The organism is Leeuwenhoekiella polynyae, assembly GCF_004104075.1.
Taxonomy (GTDB): Bacteria; Bacteroidota; Bacteroidia; order Flavobacteriales; family Flavobacteriaceae; genus Leeuwenhoekiella; species Leeuwenhoekiella polynyae.
In genome coordinates, this window is record NZ_QOVK01000002.1 from 158,294 (window position 1) to 180,270 (window position 21,977).

Annotated in this window: 19 protein-coding genes; 5 read left to right on the top strand and 14 right to left on the bottom strand. The window is 39.7% G+C overall.

Annotation, left to right across the window (positions count from 1 at the left end; all coding sequences use genetic code 11):
• Positions 1-6: 6 nt before the first annotated feature.
• From DSM02_RS03820 to gmd, 10 genes are all read right to left on the bottom strand, one after another.
• On the bottom strand, positions 7-1,116 hold the full coding sequence (locus DSM02_RS03820; RefSeq protein WP_128764421.1) for an acyltransferase family protein: 1,110 nt from the start codon (positions 1,114-1,116) through the stop codon (positions 7-9).
• A 9-nt stretch (positions 1,117-1,125) separates the two neighbouring features.
• Positions 1,126-2,175 carry a glycosyltransferase family 4 protein gene (locus DSM02_RS03825; RefSeq protein ID WP_128764422.1) on the bottom strand — a complete coding sequence of 350 codons (1,050 nt, stop codon included), beginning with the start codon at positions 2,173-2,175 and terminating at the stop codon, positions 1,126-1,128.
• Between the two features lie 21 nt (positions 2,176-2,196).
• Positions 2,197-3,498 carry an MATE family efflux transporter gene (locus DSM02_RS03830; RefSeq protein ID WP_128764423.1) on the bottom strand — a complete coding sequence of 434 codons (1,302 nt, stop codon included), beginning with the start codon at positions 3,496-3,498 and terminating at the stop codon, positions 2,197-2,199.
• Between the two features lie 21 nt (positions 3,499-3,519).
• A complete protein-coding gene (locus DSM02_RS03835) occupies positions 3,520-4,377 on the bottom strand; it encodes an alpha-1,2-fucosyltransferase (RefSeq protein ID WP_128764424.1) in 858 nt (285 codons plus the stop codon).
• A complete protein-coding gene (locus DSM02_RS03840; RefSeq protein WP_128764425.1) occupies positions 4,374-5,312 on the bottom strand; it encodes a glycosyltransferase family 2 protein in 939 nt (312 codons plus the stop codon). Before DSM02_RS03840 ends, DSM02_RS03835 begins: the two co-directional genes overlap by 4 nt.
• Positions 5,313-5,348: 36 nt before the next feature.
• Entirely contained in the window at positions 5,349-7,649 is a 2,301-nt protein-coding gene (locus DSM02_RS03845) for a GumC family protein (RefSeq protein ID WP_128764426.1), read from the bottom strand.
• Between the two features lie 18 nt (positions 7,650-7,667).
• Positions 7,668-8,324 carry a polysaccharide biosynthesis/export family protein gene (locus DSM02_RS03850; protein WP_205875085.1) on the bottom strand — a complete coding sequence of 219 codons (657 nt, stop codon included), beginning with the start codon at positions 8,322-8,324 and terminating at the stop codon, positions 7,668-7,670.
• Between the two features lie 130 nt (positions 8,325-8,454).
• Complete coding sequence (locus DSM02_RS03855; protein WP_128764428.1) at positions 8,455-9,804, bottom strand: exopolysaccharide biosynthesis polyprenyl glycosylphosphotransferase; 1,350 nt, start codon at positions 9,802-9,804, stop codon at positions 8,455-8,457.
• Positions 9,805-9,914: 110 nt separating this feature from the next.
• Complete coding sequence (locus DSM02_RS03860) at positions 9,915-11,060, bottom strand: GDP-L-fucose synthase family protein (protein ID WP_128764429.1); 1,146 nt, start codon at positions 11,058-11,060, stop codon at positions 9,915-9,917.
• A gap of 85 nt (positions 11,061-11,145) precedes the next feature.
• Positions 11,146-12,258, bottom strand: a complete 1,113-nt coding sequence (gene gmd / locus DSM02_RS03865) for a GDP-mannose 4,6-dehydratase (RefSeq protein ID WP_128764430.1) — start codon at positions 12,256-12,258, stop codon at positions 11,146-11,148.
• 925 nt (positions 12,259-13,183) lie between these two features.
• Here gmd and DSM02_RS03870 point away from each other — a divergent pair.
• Entirely contained in the window at positions 13,184-13,990 is an 807-nt protein-coding gene (locus tag DSM02_RS03870) for a hypothetical protein (protein ID WP_128764431.1), read from the top strand.
• A gap of 182 nt (positions 13,991-14,172) precedes the next feature.
• Here DSM02_RS03870 and DSM02_RS03875 read toward each other — a convergent pair whose 3' ends face one another.
• Together DSM02_RS03875 and DSM02_RS20295 are read right to left on the bottom strand one after the other, a co-directional pair.
• Entirely contained in the window at positions 14,173-14,775 is a 603-nt protein-coding gene (locus DSM02_RS03875) for an RteC domain-containing protein (protein ID WP_240673975.1), read from the bottom strand.
• Between the two features lie 346 nt (positions 14,776-15,121).
• On the bottom strand, positions 15,122-15,292 hold the full coding sequence (locus DSM02_RS20295) for a hypothetical protein (RefSeq protein WP_164918227.1): 171 nt from the start codon (positions 15,290-15,292) through the stop codon (positions 15,122-15,124).
• Between the two features lie 219 nt (positions 15,293-15,511).
• Between DSM02_RS20295 and DSM02_RS20870 the strand changes: the two genes are divergently transcribed.
• The 4 genes from DSM02_RS20870 to DSM02_RS03890 all read left to right on the top strand — a co-directional run bounded on the left by DSM02_RS20870 (position 15,512) and on the right by DSM02_RS03890 (position 17,718).
• Positions 15,512-15,895, top strand: coding sequence for a DUF7793 family protein (locus DSM02_RS20870; RefSeq protein WP_449405350.1), 384 nt, complete (start codon positions 15,512-15,514; stop codon positions 15,893-15,895).
• 24 nt (positions 15,896-15,919) lie between these two features.
• Positions 15,920-16,822 (top strand): helix-turn-helix domain-containing protein, encoded by a 903-nt coding sequence (locus DSM02_RS03880; protein WP_128764432.1) that lies wholly within the window; start codon positions 15,920-15,922, stop codon positions 16,820-16,822.
• A gap of 72 nt (positions 16,823-16,894) precedes the next feature.
• A complete protein-coding gene (locus DSM02_RS03885; protein WP_128764433.1) occupies positions 16,895-17,356 on the top strand; it encodes a MauE/DoxX family redox-associated membrane protein in 462 nt (153 codons plus the stop codon).
• A gap of 83 nt (positions 17,357-17,439) precedes the next feature.
• Positions 17,440-17,718, top strand: coding sequence for a DUF6520 family protein (locus DSM02_RS03890; RefSeq protein WP_128764434.1), 279 nt, complete (start codon positions 17,440-17,442; stop codon positions 17,716-17,718).
• 60 nt (positions 17,719-17,778) lie between these two features.
• Here DSM02_RS03890 and DSM02_RS03895 read toward each other — a convergent pair whose 3' ends face one another.
• Positions 17,779-20,595 (bottom strand): M16 family metallopeptidase, encoded by a 2,817-nt coding sequence (locus tag DSM02_RS03895; RefSeq protein ID WP_128764435.1) that lies wholly within the window; start codon positions 20,593-20,595, stop codon positions 17,779-17,781.
• Positions 20,582-21,976 carry a RagB/SusD family nutrient uptake outer membrane protein gene (locus tag DSM02_RS03900; RefSeq protein ID WP_128764436.1) on the bottom strand — a complete coding sequence of 465 codons (1,395 nt, stop codon included), beginning with the start codon at positions 21,974-21,976 and terminating at the stop codon, positions 20,582-20,584. The genes DSM02_RS03895 and DSM02_RS03900 overlap by 14 nt, the downstream gene beginning before the upstream one ends.
• Position 21,977: the final 1 nt, after the last annotated feature.

The following is a 21,977-nucleotide window of genomic DNA, read 5'->3' on the forward strand; positions in this document are numbered from 1 at the left end:
TATTATTTAAAAATGTATCGCCTTCAGTTTTGGGTAAATCCTGGTTTTTAATACAGGTAAATTCAGTAACCTTTTAAAAAAAGCATTCCAGAAGTAACGCTGTCGTTCCAAAAGAATGCCTAGAAAACAACTGATAATTAGAACACCCCAAAAAGCAACCCACATATCTATACGATTATCTAGCTGAAACCCAAAAACAGCTTTCCATAAAATCAGTAAGGGGTGGTGCAAAACATATAGAGGGAATGTCAAATCCCCCATTTTACGTAAACGCACTGCCCACTTCTCAACCTGAGTAGGACTAGGAGTTAAAGGCATAAAAAGCAAGGCTAATCCTATCAAAAATCCTAAGATATAATCGGTTACAAACTGATTTGAATAATACAAGGGAGGTACCCCAAGTTTAAATGGGATGGCTGGTAAAAAGGCGTATAAAAATCCTGCCAAGAATAAACATAGACAAACGAGACTCCAAGATTTGTAGGGTAGCGCAACGCGATGATTCAGCTTATAGGCAAAGCAACCACAAAGCCATATAGGCATCATCAATATTATTTTAGGGCCCGCTATAACACAAGCCAGCCCTATAAACAAATAGGATCTGTACTTCGTATTTTTAAAAAACAATAATCCAAAAATAACATAATACCAAAACTCATAACTCAAAGACCATAACGGTCTGTTTATAGGTGGGGCTGCAGACCAAGTAGCTGATTCACTCAAATAAAAAAATGATAAAATATATCTGGGCCAAGATGCTCCACGAATATATTCAAAAGAAAGTACGGGATCTAGATATACTACCAATGCCTGAATACAAGCGGTAATTAGTAATGCCGGTATCACCATCGAATACAGCCGGCTCAATCTGGCAATGCCATAAGCCAAAGGTCCTTTGTTTTTAGAATGTGTGGAATACGAGATTACAAAACCAGAAAGCACAAAAAATACCACAACGCCTAAATGTCCAATATTTGCTCCTCCGTGCGGGGGGGTGTAAGTATCTGAAAGCCACTGGTCGGAAGCATGTACATATACAACGGCTAAAGCGGCCAATACTCGCAAAAGATCCAGAAAAAGACTGTTATAGGCAGAAAGTTTAGGTTTACTATGCATAACTACTAGTTAGTTTAAAAATTCGATCCTGTAAAAATCAAGAGGTTTTAAAAAATCTTGTAGCGATGATTTGGCCAAATCTGCACGCAGTTTATAATCCTCGTCATTCATTGCTGCTGCTTCACTCATACAGCGCAGCAAGCTGTTTACGTCTCCCGGTTCTGCGACCAAAGCTGCTGCTCCACCTGCCTCCGGGAGACCTCCATCTCGGGTTACTATGGCCGGAACACCAATATTTCGGGCTTCAATTGGTGTAAGACCCAAATCTTCTTTCGTTTTTGCCGGCGCCAGCAGCCATTTTGAGGATGCCAGTAATTTTTCTTTGGTTGCTGCACTTACAAAACCAGGCATACGCACGTTTTCTTCTAATCCCAATTCATAAATTAATTCATTAACCTGAGTTCGCAGTGGGCCATCCCCTAATAGGGTCAATGGATGACGGTGCTTATCAAAAGTGGCTAGCGCATATGCCTTCAGAATCTCCTCGATTCCCTTATTTTCAATCCAGCGACCTAGAAAAATAAAACCGCTTCTATCGGAGGGGGCACAAAAGCCATCGGGAAGTTTAGAAACAGTGGGAAAAGCATCGCTTGTTCGCAACTTTACATTAGGCTCCCAGGTATTCCATACAAAATGGGAATTATACCATCTTTTGTCGGCAAGCTTTGCAGCATATCCCCACAAAATGGTATGGATATTATTGTCTGTTCGTCTCCAATTGTGAATTGTAAGAATGATTTTTTTTGATAATAATTTTGCTGTAAAGATCACATCAGGAGGTGTATTCTGTACGTGTAATATATCAGCCCAAGAGATGATCTTAATAAGTCTTAAAGAACCTCTGTCTACAAAGTCAACGTGTTTACATCCTTTGGATGCTGCCTCGATTAAATGCGATTCAGCATGGGCGTTTTTTACCAGTTTAAAACACAATCTTACTTCATATTCAGACCAATTTGAAGCAGCCTCAGCAATAGTAATCATAAATGCCTCCATCCCTCCATAAACGCCGTGGGTGGGACCAATTATCAATAATTTATTTCGCTTCTTTTTTTCCATAATGATTGTGTGTAAAAAGCTTTAGGATTCTGCCTTTAGCGCATATAATTTATACAGACCATAATAGTAATGAGTGATTACCTGTACTACGGCTATTGCAATATTGAGCAGCAAAACCCCGTATAGCGTAGTTATGTCTAACACCAGCATTGCAATTATTGTAGAAGAAATACTTATTGCTATATACAGAAACGGATTGATGATCCATCCCCTACTGGAATACAGCGCATAGATAATGCCCGATAGCAGATTTAGACTGCTTCCTATTACTGCCAATACCACTTCATCCTCTAAATCACCATACTTAGCGCCTAGGATCCACAAAATTTGAGATGGAAACCAATAGACAACTCCTATAATCCCTAAAAAGAGAACGACTACGAGCAATAGCGCCTGAAGATACCTCCTCTTCAACAAACTAAAATCGGCTTCTAACCGGGCAAAACGAGGTGCTATTAACATGCCAAACAAAACAGAAATAATATTCATAACCATGGCTAACCGACCAAGTGCACCTATTTGAGCGACAGAATCAGTAGAACCAAAAAGCGATAATAACCATACGGTAAGCTGCCCAGACAAACAATAGAAAATGGCTTCAGGCAAAATACGTTTGGTTTTAGCTACCAAGCGAAGTTTTATTTCTGAATCGGACTGTTGTTCCCAGTCTACAGAAGAATTCGTTATTTTCTTTAGTCTGATATTTCCCCAAACCTGAGGAAGAGTTGAAGCTATAATGGCTATATAGGCAAAAGGGAATAAAAATATCAGGAGAATTAATAACACAAGTCGACCTGCATTTATTGCAAGCTGATTTTTTTGAAGTGGTACTACGTGCTGTGTGAGCTTTGGTGCTATCTCTAGAATGCTATTTGAAATTTGAGAAAAAAATGCAGGTATCAATCCAATCATGATTAGTACACTCATCGTCCACGATGCGCCATTGAGTCTTAATAAATAAATAAGTATGGGAATCCCGATGAGTAAACTTACAAGTCCAAAAATCTTTCGCAATTCAAAAGCTGTGACAAAAACCATTCCCATCTTTTTCTTGTCTTTCCAAACCTTCCCTCCCTCAGACATAACACCTATAGGGATTCCTGCATTGGCAAGAGCGATGATAGTACCCAACATCGTATTGGCTAGAGTATATAAAGCATATTCTTCGGTAGATAACAAACGAATTACCAAAATCCCCGAAGCAAGACTTATGAGCATGATAAATACCTGTGCAGTACCGGATATACTAATGAGGCCAGTCCAATGCTGGGAGCGCGCATAAAGAGGATGGCTTTTGATTTGATTAAAAAAAGAGGAATTCAAATAACTAGATTTGTAAAATTATCACAGCCTGATCCACCCCTCTGGATATAGATCATCTAGAGATATACTCGGATCCTTAAACCATTTTTTAGGAGCTATTACGGTTTTGTCTGTATGCGCATTCAGCCAAGCCCCCCACCAACTAAATGTACTATTGGCTATTATATTTGCCTTACACAAACTCATCAATCTTAAATCATCATATGCATTCTCTCCGGTATTAAAATCTATATAATGATGAGGATGGTTTGGGCTAAGGTTTTCTTTTACCCAGGTTATCGTATCTGAAAAAAAGAAAAATGTGGGATGCTCCATTTTTTCACTCAGAAGCTTTATAGCATTTTGATAATACGCTAAAGAGCAAATCTCATAGTGCTCCTGATGTTGCTTTTTCAAATAATCTCCGCGCCTGATATGTACCGCAACAGAATTAGTCGTATTAATAAGCTTGGCCATCTCAAGATTTTTACCTTCCAGTTTAGGACGTATTTGAAATTCATCGCGCAGCAAAGGTCCTATACCCTCAAAATACTTATAGCTTTGCCAAAATCCCCTCAGACACACATCGTTACCCAAATTCTTAAAATGAGGGTCGTATTCAAAAGAGGGTTCAAAATAGGTTTTTTTGGGATAGATTTTTCTCAATATACGGTATATGATAGAGTCCTTAGTCCATGTATACCTTTTCAGCTCCTTCGGAGTTACAAATGTCTCGTTTATATTAAAGTGCTTCAGTTCATATGCATCCTTCACAGAATCTTTTTGATAGTATGCACTACTCAATTTATGTTCTGTGCCATTCTGTACCGCCAGTGCTTTACCCGCTGCATATTGAAAAAGCTGATTTCCGAGTCTGTCAGATAAAACGGTTATTATCATAGTTTACTTTTAGCTAAACACATATACCCAAGTCTTTTTAAACCTGGAATTGTTAATATTTTAGAACGGTACCATTCGCTACAAAATATAGTGAAAGCATCCTTTCGTCTTCCGGTATTTACAGCTTGAGTAATTGCTATAGGAGCACGTTCACGTAAGCGTTGGTGCCGTATAGCTTCACCAAAACGCGTATCAGCTATAAAATTTCGCAAAATTCTGAAGGACTGGTATCCTGAGTCGTCTGTTAAAGAACTAGACATCGAATTGAGAGCCACTCGATATTTAACCAGGTATTGATTTAAAAAATACATTTTATAACCTGCAATACCTATTCTAAGACCAAAATCATACTCACAACCATTTCCCAATTCAGCATCAAAACCATAAGCCCTAAATTGGATCGCTTCCACTATTTCACGTTTCATCAGGTATCCGTTGTTGGGAAACTGTTGTCCCATTCCAGCCTCTAAAGAGGTGAGTACAGTTCCCTCATACGCTGCACTTCTAAAATAAGAGGTGTTAAAATATTCCGATCTGCTGAGGGATACTTCACCTGTTTCAGTCATTATATACTGTTTTCCAAAAGCGATATCTAGATCAGGATCAGCTGCAAAGAGCTTAACCAATGAATCGAGAGCTATAGGTAATAAAGCATCGTCATCATGCAAGAGTAGAATAAGGTCTCCCAGAGCCGTTTCAAAAAGTCTGTTGGTATTACCTATTTGGCCCAAACCCGGTTTATTGTGTAAATAAATGATGGAAATACGGGTTCCGCGTTTGAGTTCTTCAACTGCCTGCGCAGTACGATCATCAGGGGAGTCATCACTAATGATGATTTCAAAAGGTAAGTAGGTTTGGTCCAGACAAGATGCAATAGCTTCAAGTACCAATACAGGTCTTTTAAAAGTGGGGATTAATATTGAAATTTTAAACATACCAGTTATTTAAAAGAATCCGAATTTATTTTTAGTTTAACTTATTCTATTGGTTTTACCATAACCATAGGTTTCTCCGTGTACCATTTTTACATCGTTCAAAACAATAAATGGTGATTTGATTTTTTTGTTGCTATGAATATCTTCTATCGTTTGTAATTCTTTTTTACTGGTAAATTGCTGTCTAACGACAAAAATACAGACATCACTATAAGGTGCTAAGCCATAAGCATCAGCAACTTTACCTATAGGTGCCGTATCGATTAAAACATAGTCGTAATTCGATTTCAATTCTTCGATAAGAACCTGTATCCGATCACTAATCATGAGTTCTCCGGGGTTAGATGCGAGTGTTCCCGCACCAATCACGTCAAAGTTTTCGACATCCGGTACCGGGATAATTATATCATTTAGAGTCAATACCTCCTGACTCAAATAGTCTGTGATCCCCTTCTTGTTCAGGAGCTTAAGATCCTTCATCAACTGCGGTTCTCGCAGATCAAATCCTAACGCGATCACTTTATTTCCCGCCAAAGCCAAGCTTGTTGCCAGATTGATCGTAAAAAAAGTTTTCCCTTCCCCTTTTTTTCCGGAAGTAACTAAAATCACTTTACTTAGGCGTCCTAGTGTGGCAAACTTCAAATTAAATCTAATGAGCCTGAAAAATTCGGCTATCGGAGTATTCCGTTCGGCGGTGGCCACCACAGTGACTCGTTCCTTATTATGAGCTACTTTACCCAATACAGGGGTAGCTGTACAATGAACTATATCTTCTACAGATTGTATGGTATCATTAAGTTTTTGACGGACGTATATGCCCGAAAAAGGTATAAAGATCCCTAATATAAAAGCGCCTAAATACATCGAAGTCTTGTTAGGTCTTACGGGTTTACGAGTTGCTTTAGGTCGCTCGATAATACGAGAATTGGTTACCGGTGCATTGAGAGACAGAGCGGCCTCTTCCCGCTTTTCCAAAAGAAAGGTATAGATATCGTTCTTGGTACTTTGCTGGCGGTTGATTTGAGTGAGTTCACGCTCCGCCAAAGGAACCTTTCTGATCTGGGACTGAAAACGTTGTGAATTAGATCGAATATTCTTTTGTGTGATCAAAAGTCCGTTTTTCACATTGTTCAAAGCTTCAAGAATATTACCTTTAAGAGCATTGATTTCTCCAGTCATACGCACCACTAAAGGATTGGTACTGGGTGTACTTTGCAACATTTGTTGACGCTCAAGTTGAAGATTATTGAATTTTAAAATTAGATTTTGCAGACTGGGGTCCTCGACAACTAAGGTGCTGGGAATCATCTTCAACTCACTTCCAGACTGAATGATATAAGCAGAAATAGAATTCAAAACGTCCAGCTGGTTCTCATAGTTCGCCAGTTGCTTGTTAGAATCTGTAGCACTTTCTAAATACATCTGAGCGTCAGAATTAACATCGGTCAGATCATTACGCTGTTTATATCCTTCAACGCTTTTCTCGGCATCTGAGAGTTCTTCTGTAAGCTGCATCAACCTAGAATCTATGATCTGTATAGTATTTAAAGCCAATTGATTATTAAAAATCACCGCTTCTTCCATGTAAATGGAAATCAAGGTAGTGAGAAGCTCTTCTGCGCGCTCTGGCAGCGGATCTTGTAATGAGATTTTCAATAAACTTCCTCCTTTTTCACTGGTAGGCATTACGGCCAATTTAGAACTGTAATATTCTGAAGCGGCTTGTATATCTGTAAATGAGAAATTCAGCGATGCATTTTTAAATGCATCTACTGGAATGTTTGGGTTGCGATTCACGACAACGCTTCCTTCACCAAGTGCTATGGGCACACCAAATGTATAAGGCACAAATCTTCCATTTTCTGTACTTAGCTCATAAGTTTTTTCTCCGGTAAATTTCAAAACATAATGACCTCCGGGCTTTGGAGGGTTAAGACTATCTACGTCAAGATGAATGGGTAAGTTCTTTTCATAGACCGCTACATCTTTTAAGTTACCTTCTAGAGAATAGCTTGCATAAATGCCAATCCTTTTTAAAGCTTGCTCCATAAGCGCAGAAGACTTTAATATTCCCATTTCATTTACTAAATCACGCGAAGATTTAAACAAACCCAAATCACTGGCTGATTCAATTTCCGAAACCCTGTTAGTCGCGTTACTATCTTTAATCAGAAGCACACTATCTGCCTGGTAAATGGGTATGGCGTGATACCTGAGGTATAAAAAAACACTAGCTGTGGCTATTAAAAGTCCTAAAACAAATAAATACCAGTATTTTAAATAAGAATACAGAATGTGTTTTATATCCTTGGGTTCTTTTTTTAAAGAGACATGCATAGGTGGGTCTTGAGTGAATTACTTATATAAAATAAAAAGTGTAGCGATAGAAATTGCAGAAAGTATTAATGAAATAGTACTGCGCGTTGTACTGGCCTGCTCTTTTCTAGCTTTAATGGGTTCTACGTAAACTACATCATTAGAATCCAGATAAAAATATGGAGAATCTAAAATTTCCGAATTATTTAGGTTCAAACGTATCAATTTACGTTCCCCCTCAGATTGCTTGATGAGCAAAACATTTTCACGTTTCCCGTAAACGGTCATATCCCCTGCCAGCCCTAAAGCTTCGAGAATGCTTATGCTTTCGGTGGGGACAGTGAATGTGGATGGATTGGCTACTTCTCCCAAAACAGTTATCCGAAAATTCAAATACCGAATGCGAACCTTAGGCTCACTGAGATAGTTTTTAAGCATTTGGGTTAGCTGCTGCTGCGCAGCTGATTTTGATTGCCCCCCTAAGGAAACTGTACCCAATACAGGAAAGGTAATTTCCCCGTTCTGATCAATCAAATACCCGTTGTCTGATAAATCTTGCTGTGAATTTGAACCTTCGTAAAATCGGTTAAAAGGCTTATCTGCTTCAGCATTTAAGCTAGTTACCTGAATACTCAACAGATCCCCGGGTTGCAAGACGGGTTCTGCAGGATAACTGCTTCGCTTTGTTTTCGACACATCTTGAGAAGAAGCATCACTAAAATAAATTAAATTCCGAGAACAGGAAGAAAATAATAAGACCAGAAGTATTGAAAAATACATTCGCATAAATAATGAATATTTGATTTAATTAAGTAAGGTTGGGATATCAATAAGCGTTCACTTCACCACGAAGAGAGTTTATAACGGTCAGGTATATAATTCTAATATCAAAGTAGATAGACCATTTCTCTACATAAAAAATGTCTAAGCGTACCCGATTAACAATATCGGCTTTAGTTATAATCTCTCCACGGTAACCTTTAATTTGTGCTAAACCCGTTATTCCGGGTTTCACCCAATGCCTGACCAGATATTTGTCTACAGAGTTTTCATATTGCAACGTGTGATACTGCATATGTGGACGGGGGCCCACAACACTCATGTGACCGAGTAATACATCTATAAACTGTGGTAATTCATCAATACTCGTCTTTCTGAGCAGTTTACCAATTCTAGTAACTCGTACATCATTTTTTACAGCCATAAGGGTATTGGCAGTGCTGCTTTGCGTCATCGTTCTAAATTTATGACACCAAAAAACAGACTTATTAACTCCGTTACGTTGCTGTTTAAAAAACATAGGGCCTGGAGAATCTAATTTTATAAGAAGGCAGAGCAACGGTGTCAGCCAAGAAAGTATAAATACAATAACAATAAGCGAAAACAAAATATCAAAAATGCGCTTGATCAGTTTAGAGTAAGAGCGCTCCAGGGGAAGCATTCGCATATTGAGTACTGGGACGGTATCATAAAGTTCAATAGACATGGCACGTGTAAATACCTCTTTATTGTCAGGTATAATTTTGAGCTTTTTAAAATTGTTATCCGCAAAATGAATTAACTGTTTAAGTTCGATTTCCGATAACTTTGATACCGTACAGTAAATTTGACTAACATGGTTCCCAAGCATATATAGATAAGCATCTTCAAGTGTACCCAGATAGGTAGGGCTTGTAGAAGGCGAAGCATCAAAATATCCCAAATAATTATACCCCATTAGCTTATCATCAAAAACAGCTCTGATTTTCTTAAGATTTTTATCCCTTCCAATTACAATAACATCAACAACATCCCCTCCTTGCTTCCGGTACGCATCCATATAACCATAAAACAAAATTCGGTAGATGGTTAGCAAGGTATAAATGCAGCATAAAACATTTAAAAGGTCTTTCATAGGTATCTGAAGACGCCCAGAATTGATACCAAAAAAAGCGAAATACGATAATGCGTATATTACATACAGGTAAAAAAGTTTCAAGAGATTTGTATGGAAACGCTCTTTACGTGCGGTAGGATAAAAATTTAAGCTATAGGTAATAATCAGCCAGCTGATATTAAAATACAACAGATCTGTAAGGGTTAAACAGTTAAATGCCGTAAAAAACAACAAAGAACTATTTATCACTATCAAGTGTATAAATACCGATAGGATAATGAATAGCGTGCTTTTTTTCATACCAATTCTAAACAGGAAACAAACTTCACACAAGAGTGAGCCACAAACACAAACCAGCTATTGGAAGCATAAAATCTGTATAAAACAATTACAGAAGTGCTGCAAACAACTTACAGTCGGACAGAAAAAGGAGTTTCTGAATCACACGTTGTCTGTTTAAGATACCACGAATACATACGCTTAATACCTTCCTCAAGACTTACCTGAGCGCGCCATCCCAAAGCATGTATTTTTTTGGGGTTTGTTAATTTCCGCATCGTGCCATCCGGATTATTTGAATTGAATACCAAAACTCCTTGAAAATTGATTTGAGATTGTATGAGTCTTGCCAGATCTTTGATCGAAATATCTTCACCGGTTCCGATGTTGATATGGGTATTACGCACTTCGCTTCCGTTCGGGATGACATCGGTAAAATCTCGGTTTTCCATTATAAAAACGCAGGCGTCAGCCATATCTTCACTCCATAAAAATTCACGTCTGGGCTTTCCACTCCCCCAGACCTCTACGTGAACAGGTCCCCCCTCCTGACCTCCCTCAAAGGGTGAGGAACCACTAATACCATATTTTTTTAAAATATTAAGTATGACTGCTTCAGAATCGGTACCATCCACCCCTTCAATCGGCAGCTTATTCAGATCAGCCCTCAGGCTGTCCCAGTCATTTTGCTCCAGCGCTTTTCCCAGATGCATTTTGCGCATCAAGGCCGGAAGCACGTGAGACTTCTCCAGATCAAAGTTATCATTAGGGCCATACAAGTTGGTAGGCATCACCGAAATAAAGTTGGTTCCGTATTGCAGATTATAGCTCTCACACATCTTGATCCCGGCGATTTTAGCAATAGCATAGGGTTCATTAGTATATTCTAACGTATCAGTCAACAAATACTCCTCTTTCATGGGTTGCGGGCAGTTCTTGGGATAAATACATGTACTGCCTAAAAACAAGAGCTTTTTTACCCCAGCTTTATAAGCCTGATGAATGACATTGTTTTGGATCATCAAATTCTCATAAATAAAATCCGCTCGATAGGTGTTGTTAGCGATAATCCCCCCCACCTTGGCTGCTGCTAAAAATACGCACTCGGGTTGCTCCGTCTCAAAAAAGGAAGTAACAGCCGCAGTATCGCGTAAGTCTAATTCACTGCGCTTCCGGTATACGAGATTGGTATAACCTTTAGCCTCCAGATTTTTTACAATTGCAGAGCCCACCAAACCTCGATGGCCCGCGACAAATATTTTTGAATCTTTATGCATCTAGATCAATTTATAAACTTTAGAAAAATACCACGACCAAATCCCATTTCCAGTCTAATTTAAGATTTAAATTAGCGCAAGCTTCTTATTCAAAATAATTATAAATAGCATACCCTCCGTTTTGAAGGTGCTTATCTTTCTTCATTAAATTCAAATCACTTGTCACCATCTCTTTAACCAAATCTTTCAGTTCGTATTCGGGCTTCCAGCCCAACTTATTGAAAGCCTTAGAAGCATCTCCAATTAACAAATCTACCTCGGTTGGTCTAAAATACATAGGATCAACCGCTAATACTTCTTTGCCTAATTCCAATTGATAATCAGGATGGGAACAGTATTTAATATAAGCTTTCTCATTAACACCTTCACCTTCAAAAGCGAGTTCAATACCTAGCTCTGCAAAAGACATGCGCACAAAATCCCGCACAGGAGTTGTAGTTCCAGTGGCAATGACCCAATCTTCAGGTACTTCGGCTTGTAAGATCATCCACATCATCCGTACATAATCTTTAGCATGTCCCCAATCGCGTTTCGCATCCAGATTCCCTAAATAAAGTTTTTCTTGCAGTCCTAATGCTATTCTTGCGGCTGCACGGGTAATTTTACGTGTTACGAAGGTTTCCCCTCGTAAGGGCGATTCATGATTGAATAAGATTCCATTGCACGCGTACATCCCATAAGCCTCTCTATAGTTTACGGTAATCCAATACGCATACATCTTAGCAACCGCATAGGGAGATCTCGGATAAAAAGGAGTGGTTTCAGACTGTGGCACCTCCTGTACTTTGCCATAAAGTTCTGATGTTGAAGCCTGATAGATTTTTGTTTTATGCTCCATCTTCAATAACCGCACAGCATCTAATATCCGCAGGGTACCCAACCCATCGGCATTACCCGTATATTCCGGCGTTTCAAAAGATACCTGCACATGACTCATTGCTGCCAGGTTATAAATTTCATCAGGCTGGATTTCCTGGATCAAACGAATCAGATTGGTACTATCCGTCATATCCCCGTAATGCAAAATAAAATTTCGGTCTTTAATATGAGGATCCTGATACAAATGATCAATACGATCGGTATTGAATAAAGAAGACCTGCGCTTCATACCATGTACTTCATACCCTTTGTTCAATAGAAATTCACTTAAATAAGCGCCATCCTGTCCGGTTACACCGGTTATAAATGCTTTTTTCATGAGTTAACAGTTTATTGGTTCCATAGCTTCGCATCTTGAGTCCCAGTTCGGGATCAATCTCCAGCTAATATTTTAACAATTCGGTTTAAATAAGTGTATTGAATTCAACTGTTTATTAAGCCAACTAAATGTATAAGGGGGCTATAGGCATTCCAACAATTAACTGTTAATTTATTTAAGGTTTCATCGAGAAAATCGAACATTTCACAGCACTACATCGAATTCGTTAAATTTTATTTAATAATTTTAACACTTAACTGAGTATTTTCTGTTGATAAATAATTGATAATAAGAATATTTAATTTCATTAAGATTCAATAATCGAGAATAAAAGCACCTATACATTTATACAAGCATCATCACGTAAAAAAGCCAACTTGCAACAGAAAAATAGAGTACTTCAATACCGTTTTTAGTGTTTCACTAGTAAAAGAGTTTAGATGTAAAAGAATAACCTCTACATCCTGCAGGTTCCTGCTTTACGAAACTATAGGTAAGCAAGGAGTATTAAATAATATAGCGGTTCCAGTAGTCAAAATACGTAGCTACCACAGGGCTTTTCCAAATGATCGTACCACAACAAGTCTAATTCAAAATACTCTATAATTTAAAACGGATAAGAATAGGTGCTTATCTGTTTAAAAAAATCCATTTAACACCACAGCCGCTATGCCCCGATTTTTTAGAATGATTTCAATAATCTACTTCTTAAAAGCAAATCGTTGTTTTGCTTAGTATATGCACAACTACAGTATTACGAAAGCAGCAGCACGATGCTACTTTTTAATGAGTGAAAAATATAAGTAAATATCCCTCTCGCACTAAAATATTGTATTTCATCGATTATTATTGCACAACATCCCATAAATCAATTTATTTCCTTAAATTAGATTCACAAGTCTTTAGTAATATTAATTCTAAGCATATGCACGTTATACCCGAAAAAAGAGTCTCAGAACTTGAAGATGTTAAGCAGTTTGCGTTATTAGAGGAATTTGAAACGGCAGACCGGTATATCAAAGCAGGTTTTAGCGAACTTCAAAACAACACTTTTGATACTGATCTTTATAGATTTCCTTTTGAACTGGTTGCACAGGGATTAGAGCGATTTATGAAAGCATACCTGTGTATAGCTCATTATCATACTTACCAAAAACTGCCCGACCCTGATTATTTTCAGCTCTTAGGTCAAGACTTAGAAACTTTATTCGAAGAAATCTTAGATACCTATTATTTCAGTTTTGATAAAAAACAGTACCAATTGGATATCGAATTTTTAAAAAACAGTTTAGAGCTTAAAGGCCTGATCAAGATCTTATCAAGTTATGGCCAATTGTCACGTGATGAAAACTTTAAAGTAGTCTTAGGCAATACTACAACTAAACTAAAACCCTCAGAATTATGGTTTGATTACCGTAACAGATTCCTTAAGCAACACAAAAACGAACAATCTGAATTTAGGGAATTGAGTTACGAAGCCCATAAAAAATTGACCCAACACTGTATCATTCTGATCGAAAAATTGTGTGCTGCCCTTTCCCGGCAATTTATATTTAAACGACTCGGTGAAAAAGGATTACAATTAGCTTCAACAATGGTATTTGAATACGGTATGCTGTATCCTCAAGATTATGGCAAAAAAAATTACGGGTGTTCTCCAGAAGAACCTCTTTTAAAACCGCAGGATAAACTGCCTTCTAAATTGATGCGCTTCTTCAAATCTAATGAATAAAATTTATGAGAATTGAGTACACTACATCGGGGCAGGCCAGCGGAACAATACATTTCAGAACGAGAAATGTCCAATAGATTGTAAGTATTGATTATCCCAAAAGCTGAATGTCATTTCGAGAGTTCACCCTGAGCGATAGCCGAAGGATATTTTTAATAAGACCTGTATTCAAGAACATGCAATCAAGTCTCATCCTGCCGCATATTATATTCCAATTTCAGGATCAACTTTTCCAGAAACTTAGTTCTGCTCCCCTTTCGGGCTTTGATTTCCACATACGTTTTATAAACCACATCCAGTTTCACATTAAAAAAATCCTCAAAAGAGGCCACTATCGTACTCAGGTCAGACAAGCCGTGGTTTAAATATTGGGAGGCGTATAACGCATAAATGAGCTCGACTAAGGCGGTTTTTGAACCCGACCAGAGCATCATATGATGCTTCTGAGGTAAATAGACAGCTTCACTGTGCGGGTTTAAGGTCTTAAGTACATCTCGTAGGTAATGAATAAGCCAGTACATCGCCTGCACTTGAGCCCAGAGCATATCGTGCGAACTGCTGAACTCAGCATAGTCATAATGGTACAGCATCGGGGTTATGGGATAATTCTGCTGCGCATGGCGCGTAAAGAACTGATGATCCAGATAGGTATGTTCTTCTTCCATATACCGTACAAAATGCATATTGCGGTTAAAGAACTTATCGATCTTACGCAACTCCTTTTTATAAAACCGGGTCTGAAAAGAAACTCCGGCCTTGGGTTTCCGCAGCTCACACGTGCGCATTTCAGTAAAATAGATGAGCTAACTCATCGGGCAGGGTTTGAGATGCTTAAAAAATGGATCTCCTGAGGCACATCTTCAAAATCTTCATGCTCCACGAGGTCCTTGAGACCGACCAGAGTTTTAGATGCGACTTCAATCCCCTATGCTGCTTTTTTAAGGGGTTCGGGTACTACGAATACCCGGGTGTTCAATTCTTGGTGAAAGTTTCGTAGCGCTGTAGCAAACATGGTAACATCAGTTAGACAGGTGAGTACATAAGGAGGCAGATGTATGTTCAAAACACAGGATATATAGGGATTATCGAAACGGTTTAAATACCGGAAATTAGGGACAATTCAAGTGCAGTTTAAGCAAACCACAAGATCACGGGCTTGAAGTAGTAATACATCTTAATAGGTGGAATACCATCGCCAGATTTTACTTCTTGTATTAATGAATGAGCTACCAGGCATACACTGACAGCGCTGCTGCGTTCCTTTTCCTGTTGCAGAAAATCATCGTACTCTAGAATCTCCATAGTTTCGGTTTTAGCACTACTTGACCGAAACTAACTAATTTTCAAAACACTACACAGTGCCTACCTTACATCACAATAAAATAATCCTTCATACTATACTTTTTATCCCTCATTATATACTCTGAGTCAAAAAATCCCTTAGACCTTACTTTAAATCCCTTATACCTAACTTATTATTAAGGCTTTTTTATAATTTTAATTCATATAAAAATATTCATCATGCGTCAGTATTATAAAAACGCGTATGCCGAATATCGGATTGAAGCAGGAATCCTGTTTTTATACTACACCACACGCTGCCTCTCCCTACACATAGCAACAAAGGTTGTACAAGATCGTCTGCGATTTCAGATTGATACACCGTATCCGATATACTGCGACGTTAGAGAAATCATAGATTCTACCAAAGAAGCAAGAGACTACTTGCTACAGGAGGGTTCAGTATTAACTCGTGCAATAGCGTTTCGCATCGACAAAGGGCTTACTGAGGGGATGTTAAAATTCTATTTACTACATCGGGAACCACATATCGCTAGCCGGTACTTCTATGAGAAAGACCCGGCGATAGCGTTCCTTAAAAAATACCGGGAACCAAAACAATAACTAACGATCTAAATAACATGAACTATGGTTAATATTGATGCACAAGCCGAAGAAATCAAAAACATGATTCTCAGGATGGGAGCAGGTAATTTCAGCTACCGCATTCCCCGAACCGCAGATAATACAGAGACAGAAACTATTATTGCCTTACTCAATATGCTGGCGCAGGAGTTTGAGGTTGCTTACAATCCTCTTTTTGGTATTCCTCCGACTACTATGATAACACGGATACAACAATATATATTTATTCTCGATCGCCAATACGACATTTTACAAACCACCTTTAATGTAGATACAGACAGCCCTCTGGAAAAGCAAAACTTTTTAAACATCCTCACTCCTACTTCTCAGGAAGAATTTAAAACGCTAGTGAAGACCCTTAAAAAAAAGGATAAAACGCTCAATACGCAATTAGAGGTATTAACCGGTAGAAAATTAGTGCTGCCACTAAATTGTAGTGTTGTTCAACTAGAAGATTCTGACCCTGCTTCAAAGCTTTTGGTCATGTTAAGCCATATTCAAACCTTAAATCCTTTACTACTCGGTAAACCACCGGTTAAGCGAGAGTATCCGATGCTAAAATTAAAGGTCATAAAAAGTTCTCAGGATATCAAAAAGTTTCGGGAAATAGAGGTTTATATCAGAAAGCATATTAACAAGCCACTCGTTTCCTTAAAAGATATCGCGTCAGCGTTCAACATGAATGAGTTTAAGCTTAAAAAGGGATTTAAAGAATTATATCAGACCAGTGTATTTAAATACCACATGCAATCCCGCTTAACCCACGCCCTCCAACTTATTATCAGCACCACAGATCGACTTTCGGCTATAGCCCAGAAAACCGGTTTTAAGAATTATGTTCATTTTGCTCAGTCCTTTAAAAAAGAATTCGGCGTACCCCCAAGCCAACATCGCAAGCAAAAATAATCCCTTAGACTGTAGTTTTAATCCCTTAGACTTTAATAAGATAGGCGAACTTTATGCTATAAAGTTTTTACCATGGCTACAGCAAGATCTACAAAGCAAATTATAAACCAGGGAGTAATAAGCCTCTTAATTTTACTGTGGGTCTATGCCGCCACGGCTAAACTGCTGGAGTTTGACCAGTTTAAAGTACAGCTAAGTCAGGTAAGCTTTCTAAAACCGATTGCCGGGTTACTGGTCTATATCATCCCACTTGTAGAATACAGTCTTGCGGGCCTGTTGCTGGTATCCAAGACTCGTAGTACGGGATTATTGGGTTCTGCAATACTGATGAGCGTATTTACGGTGTATATAGCCGGGATGATCAGCTTGAGCCCGGAACTGCCATGTTCGTGTGGGGGAATCATCAACGACCTCACCTGGCAGCAACACCTGCTGTTCAATATAGGCTTTACTGCTTTGGCTATCACAGGTGTTTACGGTTACAGTGCCACCAATACACCCAACAACAATAGTAATAGCAATAAGAATATTTAATCATGCGCGTGATGATAAGGGGAAGCCGAAAACCTTCGAATTCGAGTAGGCATAATCTTTTAATACTTTTTATACTTTTTATTATGAAAAAGTCTAAAATAATGATCCCGGTGATGACACTGGGGCTGGCAGTAGGTCTGGCTTTTGCCAATACGACAACCCAGTCAAATGGATGGATTAACCTTAACGGTATTCCAACGCAACTGGATACGGATCCTTGTGAGGGTTTAAATAGAGAGTGTAGTGTGATTTATCAAGATGATCCTCAAGGACGAATTTTTGAGGTCTATACAGATATGTCATTAACTACCCGTAAGGCAAGTGGTGTTGATACACCCTATGTGATTCCGGGTACTCCTTAATCCAATTGGATTAAACCCGGTAAAATACCTCCCCATAGCCGCTTCTATGGGGAGGTTATTTTAATTACTAATGTCGCCTCCCTTCCCCATAAAAATATACTGATGCTCAGGGACCAGTTTTTCTTGTATCAAAGCCTGAATATCCCGAGGACTTATCCCTTCTAAATAAGCTTTAACCGTTTCTACATTAGGAAGTTGCAAATCCCATTTATAATAGCGATATCCTTTATCTAAAATTGATTTACCCGTTATACCCATTTTATAAAATCTACTTTTAATCGCATCTAATTCTTTGACAGATATAGGATGTTCTTTAAACCGGGACACCAACTCCTGCATGTCTTTGATCAGGTAATTTTCCATCCCGGCAACGGTAGGTAACATAATTGCGAAGTTTCCGCGCTGGAGATCAAGGTCGGTATAAGCTACGGCTTGAATAAGATACAAGCCTCTTTTTTTAACATGACGCAGTTCCCACAATCGGGTATTAATTACATCCCGCATCAGTTGTAAGTTTAGCTGTGCTTTCCAGTCATCCCGGACTATAGGATAGGTATACTGTATTTTAAGGTTCAAATCGGAAGGCAGTATTCCAGGAATCGTATATACCTTTTCTAAAAGCCCTATAGGTAACGTATTCACCTTCTTTTCTTCACGTTTTACCTGATTTTCAGATACTGGTAAATTTCCCAAATAGATTTCCAAAAGGGGTAGAACTTCCGCTTCCTTAAAATCCCCACTCAATAAAAACAAAAACTCTTGAGGATGTTGAAATAAGCTTTGATAAATGTGTTTCAATTCGCTCATAGTAGATTGCTGTACCGCCTCATAACGTGCTAAAGCCGTCAATCCTGCGTTTGGCCCTTCCAGCTCCTTTTTACTAAGCACCTGCAGATCATTTTCTTCCCTGCCGTAAGGTGGCCTTTTATAAAATAAGTACTCGTCCTCCTGCCAATAGGTAAAGGCTTCGGGATCTTCCCGGGGTGCAGACAAAAACAAATGAGCCAGTTGTAACAAAGCTTCGAGACGTTGGGGCGGGGCTTGCAATTTTATACCAGATTCTCCTTGGTTTACATATAAAGCTCTTCCGTAAATCATTCCCAAATCGGTAAGCATTTGTTGCAATTCAAAATGGGTATATGCACCCGCCCCCGAGATATGTACCCACTCGGGTACAAGCTGGGCTTTTATAAAGTCCTCTTTATTCAGGTTACTTGCACCTACATTGCGAAAGCCGTGTAACTTTAATGGAGCACCCTCCTGTGGGTAAAGTACAACCCGCGTTCCATTAGCCAATTGCAGCACACTTCCTCCTAAAGCATCACTACCCAAATCTTTAGAATCTTTTTGAGTTAACTGGGCGATCAGGGAATCAGCTATCAGCTTAGTTTCACGCACCTCGTCCACTTGCTTACTATCTCTTTCATACTCCTGTAGCCAGCTGCGAAACTGGGTCTCGCTTAAGTTTAGTACAGACGCACCTTTGGGAGCCATAATCCCAATATCCTGAGGTCCGGCTTTTAGAAAGTCATTTAACGCTGTATTTACTTGAGCAGGTGTAAGTTCGGTTAACCAGTGCTTCTTTAAGGCAAACTGATCAAATTCTAATGATTCTTCTGCCAGCATCTGTTGATCATAAGTAGATAATACTGATCTCAGAGCATTCGTATCCCTTCGATCAATAGCCCTTAATTCTCTTTGACGGTATTTCTGATAAGCAGCCTCATCAACCCCCTGTTTTTTAAGTTGATTAAGGGCCGCTATTACTTGCTTTACAGCTTCCTGTTCCTTCCCGGTAAATACCGTAAAGTTCAGTCTCAGGGCTGGCAAACGCATTTCTTTATCAATTCCGAGCTTATAATGCAGCCTATAAGTCGTAGGAATTTGACGAAGGTAATCTCCAATAAGCGCATACAACATTTCATACATCCATTTGTGCTGTAAAGCTCTAGGTTCCGCTTTTGGAGGGATTTGGTTTCGCCAGTTTAAATCGATTTTTGTTTCGGAGAGCTCCAGTTCATCGGTTTCAAGCTGTTCCAATTGTATAAATTGGTTCGGACTTTTTAAATACGCTATTTGTGGATATACCAGTTTTTTGGCTGGGGTTGCCTTTAACTTCCCGAAATAGGCTTCAATATCCTGCTCTGCCTGATCCAGGTCGGTAATAGGCCCCACCATCATCAGGGTAGCCCGCTTCGGGTGATACCAGTCTTTATAAAATGAAGATACTTCATTCCAGGTAAATCCTTTAACGTGCTCATAATAGTATTCCGGTCTTACAGGTGGAGCATAAACTTTCGCAAGGTTCCAGAACAGGCGCTCTTCATCGTATCCTAGCGGACCATTTCTATGTATATACTCCTGATAAAAACTGCCGTGTTCCGCTACTAGGTTTTCTGGAGTCGGTTTTAAACTTCCCCCAATTATTCGGCTTAGCAAATCCAACTCTGCAGTATAGATTTCAGAACCTATTGTATCGAAAAGGAAAAGGTAGCAGGTATGTCTGGCATGAGTATGTCCCTGCCAGGGATATTTTCCGCTATGAACGGCATCTAGCAAAGCTCCGCCTGCGGCTGTAGCTTCATCCAAAAAAATTGCAAAGGGCAAATGCTCCATAAAATGCGAAATATCGGTTTGCCCTTCGACTTCCAACTCATGCCCCGTATTCACATATAAATTCATAGATACGTTTTGTCCCTCCCAGGCTGTTTTGGAATGTATGATATACCGCATGCCGTTATCCAAAGTGCCCCTACGAACACCGGTTTCTATAGTATCTGCTTGGGTTTGACCATACGTAAATGGACTGCACATCAAGAAACAAATACATATCAGGCTAAAGAAATTCAATAATTTTAAACGTTTAATATCCTGCATTTTGAGTGAGATTAGGGTTCTTTAATAATTCGGCTTCGGGGATGGGGTACCGCAATTCGGTTTCAGAGACTCCTTCCAGTACCTCCAAAGCCTTTCCGGTACGCTTTAAATCGAGCCAGCGATGCCCCCATTCGCTAAAAAGTTCGTAATAGCGCTGCTGCATCACTTCGTCTAACAGCTGTACCTGAGTAATTGCCTGGGTATAAATCAGCGCGTCCAAACCCGCACGCTCCCGTATGGTATTGAGATCATTCACTGCCAGCTCGAGTTTCCCCTGCCAGGTACGGGCCTCTGCCCGTATGAGGTACTGCTCGGCCAGGCGCATCAGCATGGAATATTCACTTAAATCCCCACCACTAGCATCATAGCGTATCTTGTATTTATAGGGATGGTAATAGGTTTCAGCAGTACTGCTAAAGCTGCCTATCCAATCCTCCCGTCGCAGATCCCTTGCTCCCCAGTCCTGCATAAAGGTTTCATTCAGACTGACGGGGCTCCCGGTTGGGGTGATGCGGATCAGCAGATTGCCATCGCGGGTATGCGTAAAGGTGCCTCCCCAGCCCTCCGGTGATACCTGCCACAGGGCCTCGGGGCTGTTGGCTAAAAACACAGTATTTAAATCATCAGACAATTCATAAAGTTCAGTAGCAGCCAGGACTTCACTGCTATAGGTTTCGGCTTGCTCCCAGTCCTCCAGATACAGATGCACCCGTGCCAGCAAACCCAAAGCCGTATAGCGATTCGCCCGGGTACGTTCGTTATCAGGATAGCCGGTATCCAATAGTTCAGCTGCCCGGTTTAAATCTTCCAAAATCAAATCGTAGACCTCAGTCTGCAGACTTCGGGCTTTTAAGGCATTGACGGTATAATCCGTTTGGGTAACCAAGGGCACATCCCCGTATAAATTGGTCAGGTGGAAATACGCAAACGCCCGTATAAATCGGGATTCGCCTTCCAAAGCATCACGGGTTTCCGGACTTAAACTGCTGTTATCAGCAACCCCTTCCAGAATCGCATTACACATATAGATGGTGTTGTAAGCGCCGGACCATAGGGCCAGATTCAGACTGTTTGTAGCTTCCAGTTGATGCGCTGCAAAGGCTTCCATCTCAGGTACCGCATTGGTTACCGTATAGGTCTCAGCAGAGAGCGTGCCCAGAAAACTGACACTCTGGTTACCCCCTGCTGCAAAAGCTGTGTTAAACAATTGGATATAGACTCCGTCCATAGCTTCACGGGCGGTGGCATCATCGCTAAACACCGTCTCACTGTTGATACGGTCATTGGGTACTTCAACCTCCACAAAAGGCTCACAGGCGCATGTCAAGAAGAGCACCGCTATGCATAACAGGTGTAGATAGTTATCTATAGAATGTTTCATA